This is a genomic window from Hymenobacter cellulosivorans (assembly GCF_022919135.1).
Taxonomy (GTDB): domain Bacteria; phylum Bacteroidota; class Bacteroidia; order Cytophagales; family Hymenobacteraceae; genus Hymenobacter; species Hymenobacter cellulosivorans.
Genome location: NZ_CP095049.1, coordinates 1,381,850 through 1,398,645, shown reverse-complemented (window position 1 = coordinate 1,398,645; position 16,796 = coordinate 1,381,850). Strand labels below are relative to the sequence as shown.

The following is a 16,796-nucleotide window of genomic DNA, read 5'->3' as shown; positions in this document are numbered from 1 at the left end:
AATTACCCGCTATGAAACGGATTCCTCTCAGCTTGCTCTGTGCAAGTTTGCTCACCCTGGGCGCCTGCAGCAGCAACGACAGCGCTACGACTACCACCGAAACGAACACCAACTCGGAAGAGGCGGGTGGTAACGCCGGTGACAACTACATGAACGCCGCCACCAATGGCGACACCTCCTCGACCAGCATGCCCGGTGACTCTACCCAAGCGGGTAGTGCCGATGCCAACCGTACGGCTCCGGCTGATATGAACGGTAGCGCTGGCCCCGGCGACACGGCGCCCCACTCCACCGACCCTGAGTTTATGATGTCGGCGGCCCACAGCGACCAGAACGAGATTCAGCTCAGCAAGCTGGCCCTCGAAAAAGGTGTAACCGGCGCGGCGAAAGACCACGCCAACATGATGATTAAGGACCACACCAAGTCGACGGCCGACCTGAAGGCCATTGCCACCAAGAAAAAGGTGACGCTGCCGACCGACATGGATGCCGAGCACAAGGCTATTGCGGCCACCATGCAGAAGCTGTCGGGCAAGGACTTCGAAACCAAGTTCATGGACCAGATGGTAATCGACCACCAGAAAACGCTGAACACGCTCAAGGCCCACCAGCAGATGACCAAGGATGCCGACCTGCAAGGCTTCATTGGCAAGGTGACGCCAGTAGTGCAAAGCCACCTGGATATGTCGAAGCAGCACAGCACGATGAAAATGTAAGTGCGTTGAGCTTGCCTGTAAAAAGCCGCTGCGGAAACACCCGCAGCGGCTTTTGCATTCTACCGGATTCTGAACTGATTGAGTTGGTGCCTGATAGAGCAAACTCTATATTTGACCAGCCGACTCACTATTTCCGGCCCAACACCTTATGGATGGCAACGAAAAAGCCCAGCACAACCGCGACGCTTTCCAAATTGAGCGAGTAATTCTCTTCACCGATGCCGTTTTTGCCATTGCCATTACGCTGCTGGTCATCGAGATTAAAGTACCCGAGCTGGAGCACCCGACTGAGCAGGGCGTGCAGTCCATCCTAGCTCACCTGATTCCGAAGTTTGTCGGCTTTTTTCTGAGCTTCTTCATCATCGCCATCTATTGGACGGCCCACCACCGGATTTTCCGCTTCGTGCGCCGTCTCGACAACCGGCTGCTATGGCTAAACTTGCTGTTTCTGCTCAGCATTATCCTGATGCCCTTTACGACGGCCTACCAGAGTGAATACAGTCTGCTGCGCACCCCCTGGATTCTGTACAGCATCAATATTGCGTTTACCGGCATCATGCAGATCGTCCTGCAACGCCACTTGAGCAATGCCCGCCACGAACTGGTAGCAGCCCCCGAGCACGAGCACCCCGACCTTGATATTGCCCGCCCGCTGATGTCGCCGGTGGTATTTATCAGCAGCATTGCCCTGGCTTTTGTGCTGCCGCCGATTGCTCTGCGCATGATACCTGCCGTAGCCTTCCCGCTGCTAGCCTTCCTAAACCGCCGCCGCTACCGCCGCCTGGAAGCCACATATCGGCAGAAGCACGGCACCCGGGCGCTGGCTTAGGTACCTGAGCAGAAAGGAAAGAGGCCGTACCAGCATTTGGTACGGCCTCTTTCCTTTCTGCTCAGATGCTTACTACGCCTTTTCTTCGGCGTACTTACTGACTTTGAGCTCCTCAGCCAGGAAGCGGGCCGTGTGGCCTTTCTTGACTTTGGCCACCTGCTCAGGCGTACCCTGGGCCACGATGGTACCGCCGCCCCCACCGCCCTCGGGCCCGAGGTCGATGATGTGGTCGGCCACCTTAATCAGGTCCAGGTTGTGCTCGATGATGAGCACCGTGTTGCCCTTGTCGACCAGTTTCTGGAGCACGTCAGAGAGGTGGTTGATATCTTCGAAGTGCAAACCGGTGGTCGGCTCATCGAGGATGTAGAAGGTCTTACCCGTGTCCTTTTTGCCGAGCTCGGTAGCCAGCTTTACCCGCTGGGCCTCGCCGCCCGACAGCGTAGTGGCCTGCTGGCCCAATGTCAAGTAACCCAGACCTACTTCGTTCAGCACCTGAATCTTGCGCAGTATCCGAGGCTGGTTTTCGAAGTACTCCACAGCTTTTTCCACCGTCATGTCGAGCACATCGGTGATGCTCTTGCCCTTGAAGCGCACTTCCAGCGTTTCGCGGTTGTAGCGCCGGCCTTTGCAGGATTCACAGGGCACGTGCACGTCGGGCAGGAAGTTCATTTCGATGGTGCGCATGCCAGCGCCTTCGCAGGTTTCGCAGCGCCCACCTTTCACGTTGAACGAGAAGCGGCCTGGCCCGTAGCCCCGGATTTTAGCTTCCGGCAACGACGCAAACAGGCTGCGGATTTCGGTGAACACGCCGGTATAGGTAGCCGGGTTAGAGCGCGGGGTGCGCCCAATCGGCGACTGGTCGACTTCGATTACCTTGTCAATCAGCTCCAGCCCTTCGATGCTCTGGTAAGGCAGCGGGTCGCGCTTGGCGTTGAAGAAGTGCTGGTTGAGAATTGGGTAGAGCGTGTCGTGAATCAACGACGACTTGCCCGAGCCCGACACGCCCGTTACAGCGACCAGCTTGCCCAGCGGGAACTTGGCCGTCACGTTTTTCAGGTTGTGGCCGGTGGCGCCTTTCAGCACCAGCTGGCCTCCGTCGCCCTTGCGCTTCTGGCGGCGGAGCTCGATGTGCTTTTGCCCGCTCAAATACTGCGAGGTCAGGCTGCCCGACTGGAAAATCTCTGTTGGGGAGCCGTGGGCCACGATGCTGCCACCGTGAATACCGGCCCCGGGGCCAATATCGAGCACGTAGTCGGCATTCATAATCATGTCCTTGTCGTGCTCCACCACAATGACCGAGTTGCCGATGTCGCGCAGGTGCTGCAGAGCCTTGATGAGGCGCTCGTTGTCACGCTGGTGCAGGCCAATGCTGGGCTCGTCCATGATGTAGAGCACACCCACGAGCTGGGTACCAATCTGGGTAGCCAGGCGAATCCGCTGCGACTCCCCACCCGACAAGGTCCGGACCGAGCGGTGCAGGTTCAGGTACTCCAGACCCACTTCCAGTAAGAAGCCGATCCGCTTACGGATTTCCTTGAGCAATTCGCGGGCAATCAGGTTCTGGCGGTCAGAAATCCGGTCTTCCAGACCCTCAAACCACTGGGCCAGCTGGGCAATGTCCATCACCGAGAGCTCCCCGATGTTCTTGTCGGCAATCTTGAAGTGCAACGACTCTTTCTTGAGGCGGTAGCCGCGGCACTCAGGGCACTCTTTGGCCTGGGTATATTCCTGAATCCAGGTCCGGATGTTCTCCGAGTCGGAATCCATCTGGCGGCGCAGGAAGGGAATGATGCCTTCGAAGGGCTCCACGTAACCGGCCTTTTTGGGGTCACTTCCCTCCTCTTCCTCCACACCGTAGAGCAGCTTGTCGAGCAGGTCGGCGGGCAGCTTGTCGAGGGCGGTGGAGAGACTGGCCTTGTGGCGCTTGAGAATAGTGCTGAGCTGCTGGAAAATCCAGATGTCGCGGTACTCCCCCAGGGGCGCAATGCCACCGCGGCTGATGCTCAGCTTCTTATCGGGCATCACGCTGTCCTCGGTAATCTCCTGCACCTCGCCCAGGCCGTTGCAGGTAGGGCAGGCACCATAGGGCGAGTTGAACGAGAAGGTGTTGGGGGCCGGGTCGTCGTAGGCAATGCCGGTGGTGGGGTCCATCAGGAAGCGCGAGAAAAACTGCGTCTTGCCCGAGTCCGAATCCAGCACCAGCATCGTGCCCTTGCCGTGGGTCAACGAGTTCTGCACCGAGCCCGAGAGGCGGAACCGGTCTTCCTTGGTGGCCTTGAGCCGGTCGATGACGATTTCGATGTCGTGGATCTTGTAGCGGTCCACCTGCATTTTGGGCGTGATGTCGAGCAGTTCGCCATCGACGCGCACTTTGGTGAAGCCCAGCTTGGCAATCTGCTGGAACAGCTCCCGGTAGTGGCCTTTACGACCTTTCACTACGGGAGCCAGCACCACCAGCTTTTTGTCGGCAAAGTGCTTGAGGATGTAGTTGATGATCTGCTCGTCGCTCTGCCGGATCATCTTCTGGCCCGTGGCGTAGCTGAAGGCCTCGGCCGTGCGGGCGTAGAGTAGGCGCAGAAAATCGTAAATCTCGGTGATGGTGCCCACCGTGGAGCGGGGGTTGCGCGAGGTCGTCTTCTGCTCGATGCTGATAACCGGCGACAAGCCTTCGATCTTGTCGACGTCGGGACGCTCCAAGCCGCCCATAAAAGAGCGGGCGTAGGCCGAAAACGTCTCCATGTAGCGGCGCTGGCCTTCGGCGTAAATCGTGTCGAAGGCCAAGCTGGACTTGCCCGAGCCCGAAATGCCGGTGAATACCACCAGCTGGCCCCGAGGAATCTGGACCGACACGTTTTTCAGGTTGTGCTCCCGGGCACCGTACACCTCAATGAAGGGTGCTTCCACGTCGGCGGCGCGCTGGGGCTGGGGAGCCGGCGGCGCTACTACGGGAGCAGGTGATTTAGCAGTAGTACGGGAGGCAGTCGTTTTCTTAGCCATGCAAAGCGAGTCGAATAAGTCCGCAAAGGTACGCAAAACGCGGCCCTTTGGCTACCCCGAATAGCTTATTTGCCAGTGGTTTTAGCGCCTAGCACTGCGGGGAGCCACCAGTGCAGAGGCACCGAGCAGAGGAGTTACAACAGCGCAGCACCCCGGATTGTCCCACCGGAAATAAATTAATCGTCTTGTCTGGAGCCCTGAGGCCGGAAGCAGAACTGTAGCGGGTTGGCGTCGTATTTGCCAGGGTTCCGCTTTGCATTCCATTCATCTCAACCCACCGACCCATGAAACTGCTCAAAATCGCCGCCGCGGGCCTGTTTGCCCTTGCTCTGCACACTACTTCGGCCCAAGCTCAGGTCAATATCAACATTACGCCACCATCCTGGGGCCCGGCTGTGGGGCCCAATACCCAGTATTACTACATTCCCGAGGTTGATGGCTACTACGATGTGCGCGACCGGCAGTACGTAGTGCAGCGCCAGGGCCGGTGGAGCCGGGTCACCAATGCCGGCTACGACCCGCGCACGTTTCACCCCGTGGTAGTCGACTATGTAGGTGCCCAGCCCTGGGTGCGCATTGAGGAATACCGCACCAAGTACAAAGGCCACCCGCACGGCATGCCCCCCGGCCAAGCCAAGAAATTGCGCGGCAACCAGACCGTTATTGTCAACGGGGGCGGCTATCAGGGCAATGGGAATGGTAATGGCCGTGGTAATGGTAATGGCAACGGAAAAGGGAATGGTAACGGCCACGGCAAAGGCAAGCACTAAGCTTACATACTCATCATCAAAGAAGGCTCTTCCCCCAAGGAAGAGCCTTTTTCGATGAATCTGCCCGGAGTCCCGTAACATTGCCGGCCGGCCCTTCTCTGCTTCTCACCTCACCCTATGCCCCGCGCACTTTCCCGTCAGTCGCTTCTGCTTGTGTATTTGCTGGCGCTGGCTTTGCTGTGGGGCAATGCGTATTTTCTGCTGGTCAATCATCCGGCGGCCTATACCGTTGATGAGCAACACTACCAGCGCATGGCCCAAGGCGACTTCAAGGTGCCTGTGCCCCACCGCTACCGAGTCGTGGTGCCGTTGCTGGCTGGTGGCCTGGCCCACGGGGCTCGGGGCGTGGCCAATCTTATTTCGCCGGCCGACAAGCCCCCGTTCGGCTTCAGCTTTTTTCTGGTCAACACGCTGCTGCTGGCCGGAGCCGGGCTAGTAGCTTTCCGGACTGCCCGCGCCGCCGGGGCCGCTGCTGGTCCGGCCCTGCTGGGCATGGCGGCTTTGCTTACCTGCGGAGCCGCCACCTCCGTGACGGGCCTGCTACTGGCAGACAGTGCGGTGGTGCTGGCGGTAGCACTCCTGTATTATGCCATTCACGCCCGCTCGGCACCGGCCTTGCTTACGGTCCTGGTGCTGGGCCCGGTGCTCGATGAATTCTTCCTGCTCTTTCTGCCCTTGGCAGTACTCTACGGCGGCTTTGTGCGGTGGCGGCCCCGACTGCTGGCCCTGGCCGGCGGGCTGCTACTCCTCGTAGCTGTACACTGGGCCGTGGAGGCGAATGAGGCCCCAACCACATTGGGCAACTCTATCAGCCCGACCCTGGATTATAGCCGTAGCCTCGTCAGCAACTTGAACTGGCGGCTCTTGCTCCGCGGGCTGGGGGCCTGGGCCGGAGTGTACGGTTTATTCAACCTGATTCTGCTGACCGGCTTTTGGGGTGGCACGGCCAGCATCGGGCAGTGGCTGCGGCCGCTGCGGCCCGGCCCTACCTTGCTGCTGCTCTTGGCCGTGCTGGCTCTGCTGCTCCTTTCGGGCGAAACAAACCGACTAGTGTTGGCTGGCCCGGCCGTTGTGGTGGCCGTAGCCCTTGTTCTGGACCGGCACCCGCTGTTCGGGCCGCTGCGCCAGTCAGTGAGTTCGGCTGCAAAACCTGAAACAGAATAGTCTGGTGCGGGTTGAAATCCGTAGATATCAACCCACCCACTCTAGCTATTCCTGCCTTATGGCCGCCCAAGCAAACTATCAACCCATCAGCTGCTCATTTTACGACGAGCTGGAAGCCCGCGCCACCAACCGCCAAGTCTGCACCCTGCTCTACCGCACTGAGCCCGACACGCCACCGAGCACCTACACCGGCATCATCACCGACCTGTTCATCCGAGACAAAGTGGAGTACCTGCGCCTGGAAGACGGCTTCGAGTTGCGCCTGGATGCTTTGGTAGCCGTTGATGACAAAGAGCTGCGAAATTACTGCTAGATACCCCCCTGGTTTGGGCTAGTGGCAGCCTCAGACCGGCATAGGTTCTTGCCCGGCTTTTAGCCAAGGTTCGCCATTTTGTGAGTAGCTTGGTGCCGTATTTTTTCTAGCGGCCCATGGTATTTAGCAGTACGCTCTTTCTATTTTATTTCCTCCCTGCCTTTTTACTGGTTTACTACCTAGTCCCGCGCTTCCTCAAGAATGCCGTAGCGCTTACTGCCAGCCTGCTTTTTTATGCCTGGGGAGGCATCAACTTCCTGGCCCTGTTTCTGGGCTCGGTCGTGCTCAACTTCTACATCATCCGCCTCATGGATGCGGCTGTCGGCTGGCAGAAGCGCATCTATTTAATTCTTAGCATCCTGCTCAATGTGGGTATGCTCTTCTATTTCAAGTACGCCAACTTCTTTCTGGAGAACGTGAGTGTGCTCAATACCGCCCTTGGCGGCGAAGGACTAACCTGGGAAAAGGTGGTGCTGCCCATCGGCATTTCGTTTTTCACCTTCGAGAAGCTCACCTACTCTATCGACGTGTACCGCGGCGTCAACAAGCCTCTGCGCAGCTTCTGGGACTTCATGCTTTACATCATGCTGTTTCCCAAGATGATTGCCGGGCCCATCGTGCGCTTCCACGAAATTGCCGATCAGCTCACCGACCGCGCCGCCTTCGAGACCATCGACCACAAGCTGGCCGGTCTGTTTCGCTTTGTGCTAGGCTTGGCCAAAAAAGTCCTGATTGCCAATACCCTGGGCCAGGAAGCTGACCGTATTTTCGGCCTTGCGCCGGCCGAGCTGTCGGCCCCGCTGGCCTGGATGGGGGCCGTGTGCTATACCTTCCAGATCTACTTCGACTTCTCGGGCTACTCCGACATGGCCATTGGCCTGGGCCGCATGATTGGCTTTCAGTTTCCCGAAAACTTCAACAACCCCTACGTTTCGCGCTCCATCACCGAGTTCTGGCAGCGCTGGCACATCACGCTGGGCCGCTGGATGCGCGACTATCTCTACATTCCGCTGGGCGGCAACCGGGTAAGCACCGGCCGGCTGTATGCCAACCTGTGGACGGTTTTCATCCTGTCGGGCTTCTGGCACGGGGCCGCCTGGAACTTCATTGCCTGGGGCGCCTTTCACGGCCTGTTTCTGGTTCTGGACCGCCTGTTTCTGCTGCGCGTGTCCAAGCGCCTGGGGGCGCTCAGCATTATTCCCACCTTCCTGGTTACGGTAGTAGGCTGGGTGCTGTTCCGGGCCGAAAGTCTGGGCGCGGCGCAGGCCTACATCCACCAGATGTTCGGGGGAAGCTGGGTGGCTCTGCCCTATTTTACCCTGGAGTTCTGGTACACCTTGCTGCTGGCATTCCTCTTCTCGTTTGCCGCCGCCTTTCCCCTGGTTGAGCGGTGGGAGCTGGGTGTTTTGGCCGCGCATCGCTGGTCGAAGGCCAGCATGCTGGCTCTGAGCGTGACGACGGCCGTGCTCCTGATCCTGAGCACGAGCTACATTATCGGCAGCAACTTCAACCCCTTCATTTACTTCCGGTTTTAGTCATTTCGCTACGGTTTTATCCAATGAAGCATATTCTCTTTGTCCTCTTATTCCTGTTGTTGCTCGGGCCGGCGCTTCAGGCAAAGTTTCAATGGGTTGGGGAACCCACCTTGGCTGGGGCCTACCACGTATCCGAACATCCTACCTTCTCCGCCGAAAACCTTACCTCCGGGAAGTACCAGGCCGATTTGGAGAAGTATCTGGAAGACCGGATTGGCTTCCGGACCTGGCTTATTCAACTCCGCAATCAGCTGTCCTTTTCCCTTCTGGGCGTAGCGCGCTCCACCGACCTGATACTTGGCAACAACGTCTTGTTTCAGCAAGGCCCGGTAAATGCGTACCTGGGGAAAGACTTTATGGGCGAAGCCGAAATTCAGCGGCGGGTGCGCCGTATGCGTATCGTGCAGGATGACCTGGCCAAGCGCGGCATTCCTTTCCTGTTCATGATGGCCCCCAACAAAGGCCGCTACCAACCGGAAGACCTACCCTACTGGACGCTCAAGCAGAAACAGCCCCTGACCAACTATGAGGTGTTCGTTCGGGAAATGAAAGCCAACCAGGTTAATCTGCTGGATTTCTGCCAGCTGTTTGCGCGCTGGAAAGACACGACGGCGTATGCCCTGTTCCCGAGCGGCGGCACCCACTGGAGCGCGTATGGCTCTACCCTGGCCGCCGATACGCTGTTCAAGCGCATCGAAAAGCTGGGCTCTTTCGACTTGGTTGATTTTCGCCGCGTCGGCCCCCTGGCGGCAAGCCCGGATGATGTGCGCGGCACCGACGGCGACCTGAGCGGCCCGCTCAACCTGCTTTTTGGCTATAAGCACTACCCCATGGCCTACCCGAACATCGTCTTCGACTCGCTGAAGGCCTCCCAGCAGCGTCCCAACATGCTGGTTTCGGGCGACAGCTTCGGGGCGGCGCTCATGCAGTTCAACCCCTATTTCCAGACCTTGTTCGCGCCCGAGTCCCGCTACTGGGGCGTGGAAGGAACCGTCTTCCGGTTTGCTGCCGAGTCGTCTGAAACAGGTGAGAAGCTGGCCCAGCTGGATTTTCGCAAGGAGGTTGAGTCCCGGCAGTTTATTATGCTTCTGATTACAGAGCATAATCTGCCCTACGAGAAGTTCATCAACCAGCTCTACGACCTGTACCATCCCCTCTCCGAAGCCGATAAGGCCCGCATCAACCAGATCAAAGCCGAGCTGAGCAGCAAGGCGGCCTGGGGCGAAGAAAATGATCCGGCCTTCATCAGCCGCGTGGAGCAGGAAGCCATGGCCATTTTCGAAAAGGAACAGACGAAGTAGCCGCCGACGATGAGGAGCTCCGCAAGTACTGCGGAGCTCCTTCGTTATCTGGCTCCCTGTTCAGGCCCCACTAGAGGTTATGCGGATGCGCATGAAGAAATGGCTTTACCCGCTCTTAATAACCGGTCTGCTGCTGGCAGCTTACAATACGCTGTTAGTAACCGGCTTACTGCTGGGTAGCAAACCCAAACAGCACCAAGGCCGAGCTCATTTGTACGAGCTGAAGATTTCAGAGCAAGTCAGATGGCATGTAGACAACCTCGCTCCTATTCCTGACTCCTTTGTAGTAGTAGCCAATGTGTACGCTCAAAGGGGTAAGCCAACTCGATATGTTTGGGCACCGTACGGCAGAGAAAGATTCGGACAGTTAATCCAACAACCTACTGATACATTAGCCGCGCAAGTTTCTGACAGTCTGTACAATTTGGTCCAACACGCCTTCTACAACGTTCCTACTGATGCGGATCAACAACTATCTGGTTTACAACGTGTAGCTGACTTTACAGATACTAAGCTTGAGGTGAGTACAATCGTCACCACATTAAGCATCACGACTCAAGGCTATAAAGCTTATGAGCCAGTACTTTTTCTACTCAGACAGTCTCACAATTTTCATAAGTAAAGCGCCAAAACAGCAACGGCCGCCTCATACGAGGCGGCCGTTGCCTATATCAATCGTCCACAAAACTCGAAGAATCCGCCGGAATTCGTGGTTCTGATTAAAACTCGGCGCTCTTGGGGAAGCGCGGGAAGGGAATGACATCGCGGATGTTGCCCATGCCGGTTACGAACAGAATGAGGCGCTCGAAGCCCAGACCGAAGCCCGAGTGGGGCGCCGTGCCGTACTTGCGCAGCTCCAGGTACCACCATAGGTCATGCTCGGGCACGTTCATCTCGGCCATGCGCTTGGTGAGCTTCTCCAGGCTTTCCTCCCGCTCCGAGCCGCCGATGATTTCGCCGATGCCGGGGAAGAGCACGTCCATGGCCCGCACGGTTTTGTCGTCGTCGTTGAGCTTCATGTAGAAGGCCTTGATATCCTTGGGGTAGTTGGTCAGGATAACGGGCTTCTTGAAGTGCTTTTCCACCAAGTACCGCTCATGCTCGCTCTGCAGGTCGGTGCCCCAGTCCACGGGGAATTCGAACTTCTGCTTGGCCGTTTTCAGGATTTCCACCGCCTCGGTGTAGTTCAGGCGCTGGAAGTCGTTGTCGACCACGAACTGCAGGCGGCCCAGCAGCTCCTTGTCGTACTGCTCGTTGAGGAACTTGAGGTCGTCTTGGCAGTTGTCGAGGGCATAGCGCACCAGGTAGCGGAGGAAATCCTCGGCCAGGTCCATGTTGTCCTGCAGGTCGTTGAAGGCCACCTCGGGCTCAATCATCCAGAACTCGGCCAGGTGGCGGGTCGTGTTGGAGTTTTCGGCCCGGAACGTGGGACCGAAGGTGTAGACCTTGCCCAGCGCCATGGCGGCAATTTCGCCTTCCAGCTGCCCCGATACGGTCAGGTTAGTTTGCTTGCCGAAGAAGTCCTGCTCATAGTCTACTGCCGACTTATCTTCGGTCAGCGGCGGGTTCTGCTCGGGCAGCGTGGTTACCCGGAACATCTGGCCGGCGCCTTCGGCATCGGAGCCCGTGATGATGGGCGTATGCACGTAGTAGAAGCCCCGGTCGTTGAAGAACTGGTGCACGGCAAAGGCCATGGCGTGCCGGATGCGCAGGATGGCTCCAAACGTGTTGGTGCGGGGGCGCAGGTGGGCAATTTTGCGCAGCTCATCCAAGGAAATACCTTTCTGGTCTTTGCCACGCTTCTGCAACGGATACTCGTCGAGGTCAACCTTGCCGTAGACGGTGATTTCCGAAGCCTGAATTTCCACGCTCTGTCCCTTGCCCTGGCTGGCGACGAGCTTACCGCGTACCATCACGGCCGCGCCCATGCCTACGCCGTCGGCCTGGAGCTTTTCTTCGGGAAAGTTTTCGGCGTCGGCGACAACCTGAATGGAATTGAAGCCAGAACCATCATTGATGGCAATGAACTGCACGTATTTATTGCCGCGGCGCGTACGCACCCAGCCTTTCACCACTACTTCGCGCTCCAGCTCCTGGCTGTTGAGCAGCTCCTGCACACTCGACCTTCTGACAGACATCGGACTCAGCTTTCGGAAATTATTAATTGTTAAGTCGGCAAAGGTAGGAGTTTTACGGGCCGTAGAAATCAGTTTGGCTGATTCGCGTCGTTTGTTTTGTGAATCGGGCCCGACAGCGTTGTTTTGCCAAAATGATGTGGGGCTCCGGGCTCAACTTTTTTGACCTAACTCAAGTACAGAAAGGTCTATCTTTGACAAGAGCTCCACCTTGTTTTTTTGTGGAGCAACACGCTTTCCAGAGTATGCAAAGACTTGACATGAAGCAGCTTCTCTCCCAGAAGCTGTCTCCCCAACAGATACAGTTCATTAAGCTGCTGCAAATCCCGACAGCAGAGCTGGAGGCGCGCATCAAGGAAGAGCTGGAAGTAAACCCGGCCCTGGAGGAAGGCGACGAAAACACCGACGACGAGCTGGAAGACCAGGAGCGCGACGACGATGATTCGGATGACGCCGACGACTACGATGACCCCGACTCCGAGTTTGACAACGACGACAACACCCTGGACGAGGACTTCGACGCGGGCAGTGAGGAACAGCCCGAAATAGAAGTCCCGACCAAGGAGGAGGACCCGGTTGAGGCACCCAAGGACAACGAAGAGCTAGACCTGGGCGACTACCTCAACGACGACGAAATAGCGGGCTACAAGATGCAGGGCGACGGGCCCGGCGAGCCCGAAGACGACCGGGAAATGCCCCTGGCCGATACCGGTGCCTCTCTCACCGACGCCCTACTCGACCAGCTAGGCTTTGCTGACCTCGACGAAAAGCAGGAATCCATCGGCCGCCAGCTGATTGGCTCCATCGACAACGACGGCTACATCCGCCGCGACTTGTCGGCCATTGCCAACGACTTGGCCTTTTCCCAGAACATTGAGGCCGACGAAGCCGAAATTGAGGGCGTACTGCACGTTATTCAGAGCTTCGACCCGGCCGGTATTGCCGCCCGCGACCTGCAGGAGTGCCTCTTGCTGCAGCTGGAGCGCCGCCACCAGGACGAAGTAACCGAGCACGCCGAGCGGATTCTGAGTGAAACGTTCGATGAGTTTACCAAGAAGCACTACCAGCGAATTCAGCAGAAGCTGGATTTGGAAGACGATGAGCTCAAGGAAGCCATTGCCCTGATTCTGAAGCTCAACCCCAAGCCCGGTGGCACAGGCCCAGTGGGCATGGGCAAGGTGCAGTACATCATTCCCGATTTTATCCTGACCAACGACAATGGTGTGTTCAACCTCACGCTGAACGCGCGCAACGCTCCGGACTTGCGGGTGGCCCCGGCCTACACCGAGATGTTCCAGACCTACGACAAGGCGGCCAAGAAGGACAAGAAGATGAAGGAGGCCGTGACGTTCGTCAAGCAGAAGCTCGACTCGGCCCGCTGGTTTATTGATGCCATCAAGCAGCGCCAGCAAACCTTGCTCCGCACCATGGATTCCATCGTACGCTATCAGCACGACTTCTTCCTCGAGGGCGACGAGAGCAAGCTACGACCCATGATTCTGAAGGATATTGCTACCGAAATCGGTATGGACATCAGTACTGTGAGCCGGGTAGCCAACTCCAAGTCGGTCCAGACGGAATTCGGTATTTACCCGCTCAAGTACTTTTTCTCCGAGGGCATTGCCACCGACTCGGGCGAGGACGCCAGCTCGCGGGAAGTGAAGCACATTCTGAAGGAAATCATTGAGGGTGAACAGAAAAACAAACCCTTGAGCGACGACAAGCTGGAAAAAATGCTCAACGCCCGCGGCTACAACATTGCTCGCCGCACCGTGGCTAAGTACCGGGAGCAGCTCAATATTCCGGTGGCCCGCCTGCGCAAGGAGCTGTAGGCTTGCGGAGTAAACTGTGAATAGAAGCGGGCCGCTGGAGCATTTCCAGCGGCCCGCTTCTATTTAACGCACTAGGTTTTTCTACCGCTGAATACGCCCTGCGGTTGATTTGCTGGCCCTGGGTACGCACTGTCGGCATGCATTAGCGGGGTTTGCTGGAGCAAGCCCCGCAGGCGCTAATAGCAAAGCCCGGTGCTAGCTGGGGCCAAAGTACGGGGCGTGTTCAGACAGACCTGAGTGAAACAACTACGCTCCTTGCATTCCCAATAAGCACTACTGTTGCTTAGGCTAAGCTTTTCCAGGAGCAGCGTATCAACAAAAAAGGGAGCCCGTGGAGGCTCCCTTTTTTATTACAGTTGGTGCATTTGCTTAGCGGCGCAGCATTACTTGGCGTGTGGCCGTCTGCTTGGCGTCGCGCACGGTTAGCGTGTATACGCCGGCGCTTACGCTGGCTGGTACGTTCAGGCGCAGCTGGCGCTCAGCCGTCTTCACATCGGCTTTGAATACCACCCGGCCCTGCAGGTCGGTGAGGGTAGCCGTGGTGCCGGCGGCGGCAGCCTGGCTCAGGTCCACGTTCAGCGTTTGTACGAACGGGTTGGGATACACGCTGCCAATAAACTTGTTGTTGACGGCTACGGCTCCTTTATTAGCCAGTACTAGGAATACGTCGGTGGTATACAAGCCCCGGCCGTGAGTAGCAGCCACAATCTGCTTGTCCGACTTGCGCATGCGCAGCATATCTACCCGCACGTTGGCCATGCCGGTGTTAGCGGGTTCCCAGGTCATGTCGGTAGCATTCAGGTTATCGGTAGCCCACACGCCCAGTTCGGTAGCCAGCAGGGCACGCTTGTTGTCGGCTGGGTCAAACATGGCCCAGCGAATCGGCATATCGGGCAGGTTGCCTTCTACGTTGCGCCAAGGAGCAGTGCCGGTAGTGGTTTCCCACACGCTAACGACGCCGTAGTTAGAATACGTTACTAGCAGGTGTGCCTCATTGGCGGGGTCTACGGCTACGCAGGAAACCGAGCCCGTACCAGTCCGGATTTCGGTGATAGTCGGCGTACCAACAGTCGGGTTAGCGGGGTCCACAGACAGGGCATTGTCGATGCGCAATACTTTGCCTGTGTTGGTACCTACGTACACCCGGTTATCTACAGTCTTCGAAACCGTAACGTGCGTCACAGTGCCCGAACCGGAAGGTAGCGTCAGGCTACGCGTAACGTTCTTCGTAGTAGCTTCTGGCCACACAAACAGCGTTCCGGCCGTGTAAGCGGCGTACATCGTGTTGCTCTTGCTGTCGTAGTCCGTAGGGTTGATAAACGAACCGTTGTTGTTGTTAATAACCCGCGTAAAATTCGAGCCGCCGTTAAAGGAACGGAAGTAGTTGCTGTAGACGTAGGAGGTGAACTGGAACGAGGGTTCGTCTTCGTCGATGAAGCAGAAAGCTCCGTCGCCGCCCGAAGCCTCCGTTGTGGAGCCTACGCCGGCCTGGGTAAACTTCTGGCTGCCATTGTCCTGCGCGCCGGCCAGGAAGTAGTTTGGCAGCGTGGGGTGAATAGCAGCGGCGTAGAACTGAGTTACGTTCAAGCCGTTGTTGCGCTCCTTGAAGACAGGGACTTTAGCCGCGTCAAACGCATTCATAGAAAGGGAAACACCACCGTCGCAGCCGAAATACGCCATGTTGCCATCGTTGGAGGCAAAGGCAACGACGTGCTGGTCAGCGTGTACGTAGCTGGGGTTGGTTTTAGGCCGGCTCCAAAACGAAGCCTGCTCCCACACCACGGGCGTAGCGCTGGCATCCTGGGTACGGAACAAATCTACCCCACCAATGTAAATCTTGTTGGCATCGTTAGGAGCTACGCCAATCGACAGATCGTACCAGGCCTGGCCGCGGGTAAAGTCGTCGGAGTTTTCCCAGCGCGGCTTGTTCAGGGTTACCCAGGTAGCGCCCCCGTCATCGGAGCGGTAGATGTTCAGCAGGGCATCCGAGGTGCTCTGGAACATGGCGTACACGCGGTTGGCGTTGCTGGGTGCGCAGGCCAGTTCGATGCGCTCATACCCCGTGGTAGGCAGGCCGGAGTTAGTCTGGGCATTCAGGTTGACCCAGCTACCGGCGTCACCCGAGGTAGAGCGGTAAATAGCGTCGGTGGCTTGGATACCCATGCCCACGTAGATTTTGTTGTCGGCACCGATTTCGATGTCAGCAACCCGGTCGGCAACGGCACCCGTGCCGGCTCCGAGAACTTTCGTCCAGCTCGTGCCGCCGTCGGTGCTGCGCATCAAGCCCGCACGGGTTGCGGCGTATACGTCGCCCGTAACCGGGTGCACGGCCAGTTTGAGGATGTACTGGAAGGTTGTGCCCCGCATGGTGCTGGGCAGCTGGGTCCAGGTCACGCCGTGGTCAGTTGATTTCCAGATACCCAGGCCGCGTACGGCATCGGCGTTGTAATAGCCTTCGCCCGTACCGAAGTACATGATGTTCGTGTTGCTGGGCTGGAAGGCAATGGCCGTCACGGCCAGGTTGGCGAAGAAGTTGTCTACGCTTTGCCAGGTAGGCGTAGCGGCAGCACCGTTCGTCGTCTTCCACAAACCTCCGCCAGCGGCACCAGCCCACACGGTGTTGCCCGTAGCGTCACTGGGGTCTACCACCAGGTCACGAATCCGGCCACCTACGTTGTTTGGGCCCCGCTCTACCCAAGTAGTCTGGGTAAGGCTACCTACCGGCGGGCGACGCGAGGCCCGCTGCGCTACCAACTTCTGGGCGTACTCTTGCGCCACCAGCAGCCGCTCCAGGGGTACTCTGCCCAGGGCCGGATCGAGGGTGCGCTCAACGTCCTGGGCCAAGGCCAGATCGGGGCGGTCTTCGTTTTCCTCTTCCTCCTCTTCTTCGCCTTCTAGGCGTTGTTCCAGAGATTGAGCTGCTGCTTTAGCGTTGCCGTGCTGCCACAGGTACAAGCTGCCGCCAGAGACGGTAGTGGCGCCCAACAAGAGCATGGCCCACCACTGCCGGGTACGTGAAGTAGATGATTTCACAGGTTCAGAGAGTAAAATAGAACAAAAGGAAGGTGCGTTTAAGAATGATTAGCCGGCCAGATTAAGCCTCAGCGAGGAATAAATATAATGCTTTTGGTAGTTTTGACGTTAGGGTTCCCAGTACATTAATTTTGCTTTAATACTTGAACAAGCTGATTGCCAATATATTAT

Annotated in this window: 12 protein-coding genes; 9 read left to right on the top strand and 3 right to left on the bottom strand. The window is 57.7% G+C overall.

Annotation, left to right across the window (positions count from 1 at the left end):
- Positions 1 to 11 precede the first annotated feature (11 nt).
- Positions 12 to 716 (top strand): DUF4142 domain-containing protein, encoded by a 705-nt coding sequence (locus MUN80_RS05980; protein WP_244720923.1) that lies wholly within the window; start codon positions 12 to 14, stop codon positions 714 to 716.
- Positions 717 to 864: 148 nt separating this feature from the next.
- Positions 865 to 1,545 carry a TMEM175 family protein gene (locus MUN80_RS05975; protein ID WP_244720921.1) on the top strand — a complete coding sequence of 227 codons (681 nt, stop codon included), beginning with the start codon at positions 865 to 867 and terminating at the stop codon, positions 1,543 to 1,545.
- A 72-nt stretch (positions 1,546 to 1,617) separates the two neighbouring features.
- Here MUN80_RS05975 and uvrA read toward each other — a convergent pair whose 3' ends face one another.
- Complete coding sequence (gene uvrA, locus MUN80_RS05970) at positions 1,618 to 4,542, bottom strand: excinuclease ABC subunit UvrA (RefSeq protein WP_244720919.1); 2,925 nt, start codon at positions 4,540 to 4,542, stop codon at positions 1,618 to 1,620.
- Between the two features lie 284 nt (positions 4,543 to 4,826).
- Between uvrA and MUN80_RS05965 the strand changes: the two genes are divergently transcribed.
- From MUN80_RS05965 to MUN80_RS05940, 6 genes are all read left to right on the top strand, one after another.
- Entirely contained in the window at positions 4,827 to 5,312 is a 486-nt protein-coding gene (locus MUN80_RS05965; protein ID WP_244720917.1) for a hypothetical protein, read from the top strand.
- A gap of 117 nt (positions 5,313 to 5,429) precedes the next feature.
- Positions 5,430 to 6,476: a hypothetical protein gene (locus MUN80_RS05960; protein ID WP_244720914.1), complete on the top strand. Its 1,047-nt coding sequence runs from the start codon at positions 5,430 to 5,432 to the stop codon at positions 6,474 to 6,476.
- A gap of 58 nt (positions 6,477 to 6,534) precedes the next feature.
- Entirely contained in the window at positions 6,535 to 6,789 is a 255-nt protein-coding gene (locus MUN80_RS05955; protein ID WP_244720911.1) for a hypothetical protein, read from the top strand.
- Positions 6,790 to 6,905: 116 nt separating this feature from the next.
- A complete protein-coding gene (locus MUN80_RS05950; protein WP_244720909.1) occupies positions 6,906 to 8,324 on the top strand; it encodes an MBOAT family O-acyltransferase in 1,419 nt (472 codons plus the stop codon).
- A 23-nt stretch (positions 8,325 to 8,347) separates the two neighbouring features.
- Positions 8,348 to 9,625 carry an alginate O-acetyltransferase AlgX-related protein gene (locus tag MUN80_RS05945; RefSeq protein ID WP_244720906.1) on the top strand — a complete coding sequence of 426 codons (1,278 nt, stop codon included), beginning with the start codon at positions 8,348 to 8,350 and terminating at the stop codon, positions 9,623 to 9,625.
- A gap of 91 nt (positions 9,626 to 9,716) precedes the next feature.
- Complete coding sequence (locus MUN80_RS05940; RefSeq protein ID WP_244720902.1) at positions 9,717 to 10,247, top strand: hypothetical protein; 531 nt, start codon at positions 9,717 to 9,719, stop codon at positions 10,245 to 10,247.
- Positions 10,248 to 10,344: 97 nt separating this feature from the next.
- On the opposite strand, the gene asnS is transcribed toward MUN80_RS05940, so the two are convergent.
- Positions 10,345 to 11,763 (bottom strand): asparagine--tRNA ligase, encoded by a 1,419-nt coding sequence (gene asnS / locus MUN80_RS05935; RefSeq protein ID WP_244720900.1) that lies wholly within the window; start codon positions 11,761 to 11,763, stop codon positions 10,345 to 10,347.
- Between the two features lie 242 nt (positions 11,764 to 12,005).
- Here asnS and rpoN point away from each other — a divergent pair, with 242 nt between their 5' ends.
- A complete protein-coding gene (gene rpoN, locus MUN80_RS05930) occupies positions 12,006 to 13,592 on the top strand; it encodes an RNA polymerase factor sigma-54 (protein WP_244720897.1) in 1,587 nt (528 codons plus the stop codon).
- 369 nt (positions 13,593 to 13,961) lie between these two features.
- On the opposite strand, the gene MUN80_RS05925 is transcribed toward rpoN, so the two are convergent.
- Positions 13,962 to 16,625, bottom strand: coding sequence for a T9SS type A sorting domain-containing protein (locus MUN80_RS05925; protein ID WP_244720895.1), 2,664 nt, complete (start codon positions 16,623 to 16,625; stop codon positions 13,962 to 13,964).
- Positions 16,626 to 16,796 lie beyond the last annotated feature (171 nt).

Coding starts and splice junctions, on each gene's coding strand:
- MUN80_RS05945 (WP_244720906.1), top strand. CDS start 8,348: ATGAAGCATATTCTCTTTGTCCTCTTATTCCTGTTGTTGCTCGGGCCG.
- MUN80_RS05960 (WP_244720914.1), top strand. CDS start 5,430: ATGCCCCGCGCACTTTCCCGTCAGTCGCTTCTGCTTGTGTATTTGCTG.
- MUN80_RS05940 (WP_244720902.1), top strand. CDS start 9,717: ATGAAGAAATGGCTTTACCCGCTCTTAATAACCGGTCTGCTGCTGGCA.
- uvrA (WP_244720919.1), bottom strand. CDS start 4,542: ATGGCTAAGAAAACGACTGCCTCCCGTACTACTGCTAAATCACCTGCT.
- MUN80_RS05950 (WP_244720909.1), top strand. CDS start 6,906: ATGGTATTTAGCAGTACGCTCTTTCTATTTTATTTCCTCCCTGCCTTT.
- MUN80_RS05965 (WP_244720917.1), top strand. CDS start 4,827: ATGAAACTGCTCAAAATCGCCGCCGCGGGCCTGTTTGCCCTTGCTCTG.
- MUN80_RS05975 (WP_244720921.1), top strand. CDS start 865: ATGGATGGCAACGAAAAAGCCCAGCACAACCGCGACGCTTTCCAAATT.
- asnS (WP_244720900.1), bottom strand. CDS start 11,763: ATGTCTGTCAGAAGGTCGAGTGTGCAGGAGCTGCTCAACAGCCAGGAG.
- rpoN (WP_244720897.1), top strand. CDS start 12,006: ATGCAAAGACTTGACATGAAGCAGCTTCTCTCCCAGAAGCTGTCTCCC.
- MUN80_RS05955 (WP_244720911.1), top strand. CDS start 6,535: ATGGCCGCCCAAGCAAACTATCAACCCATCAGCTGCTCATTTTACGAC.
- MUN80_RS05980 (WP_244720923.1), top strand. CDS start 12: ATGAAACGGATTCCTCTCAGCTTGCTCTGTGCAAGTTTGCTCACCCTG.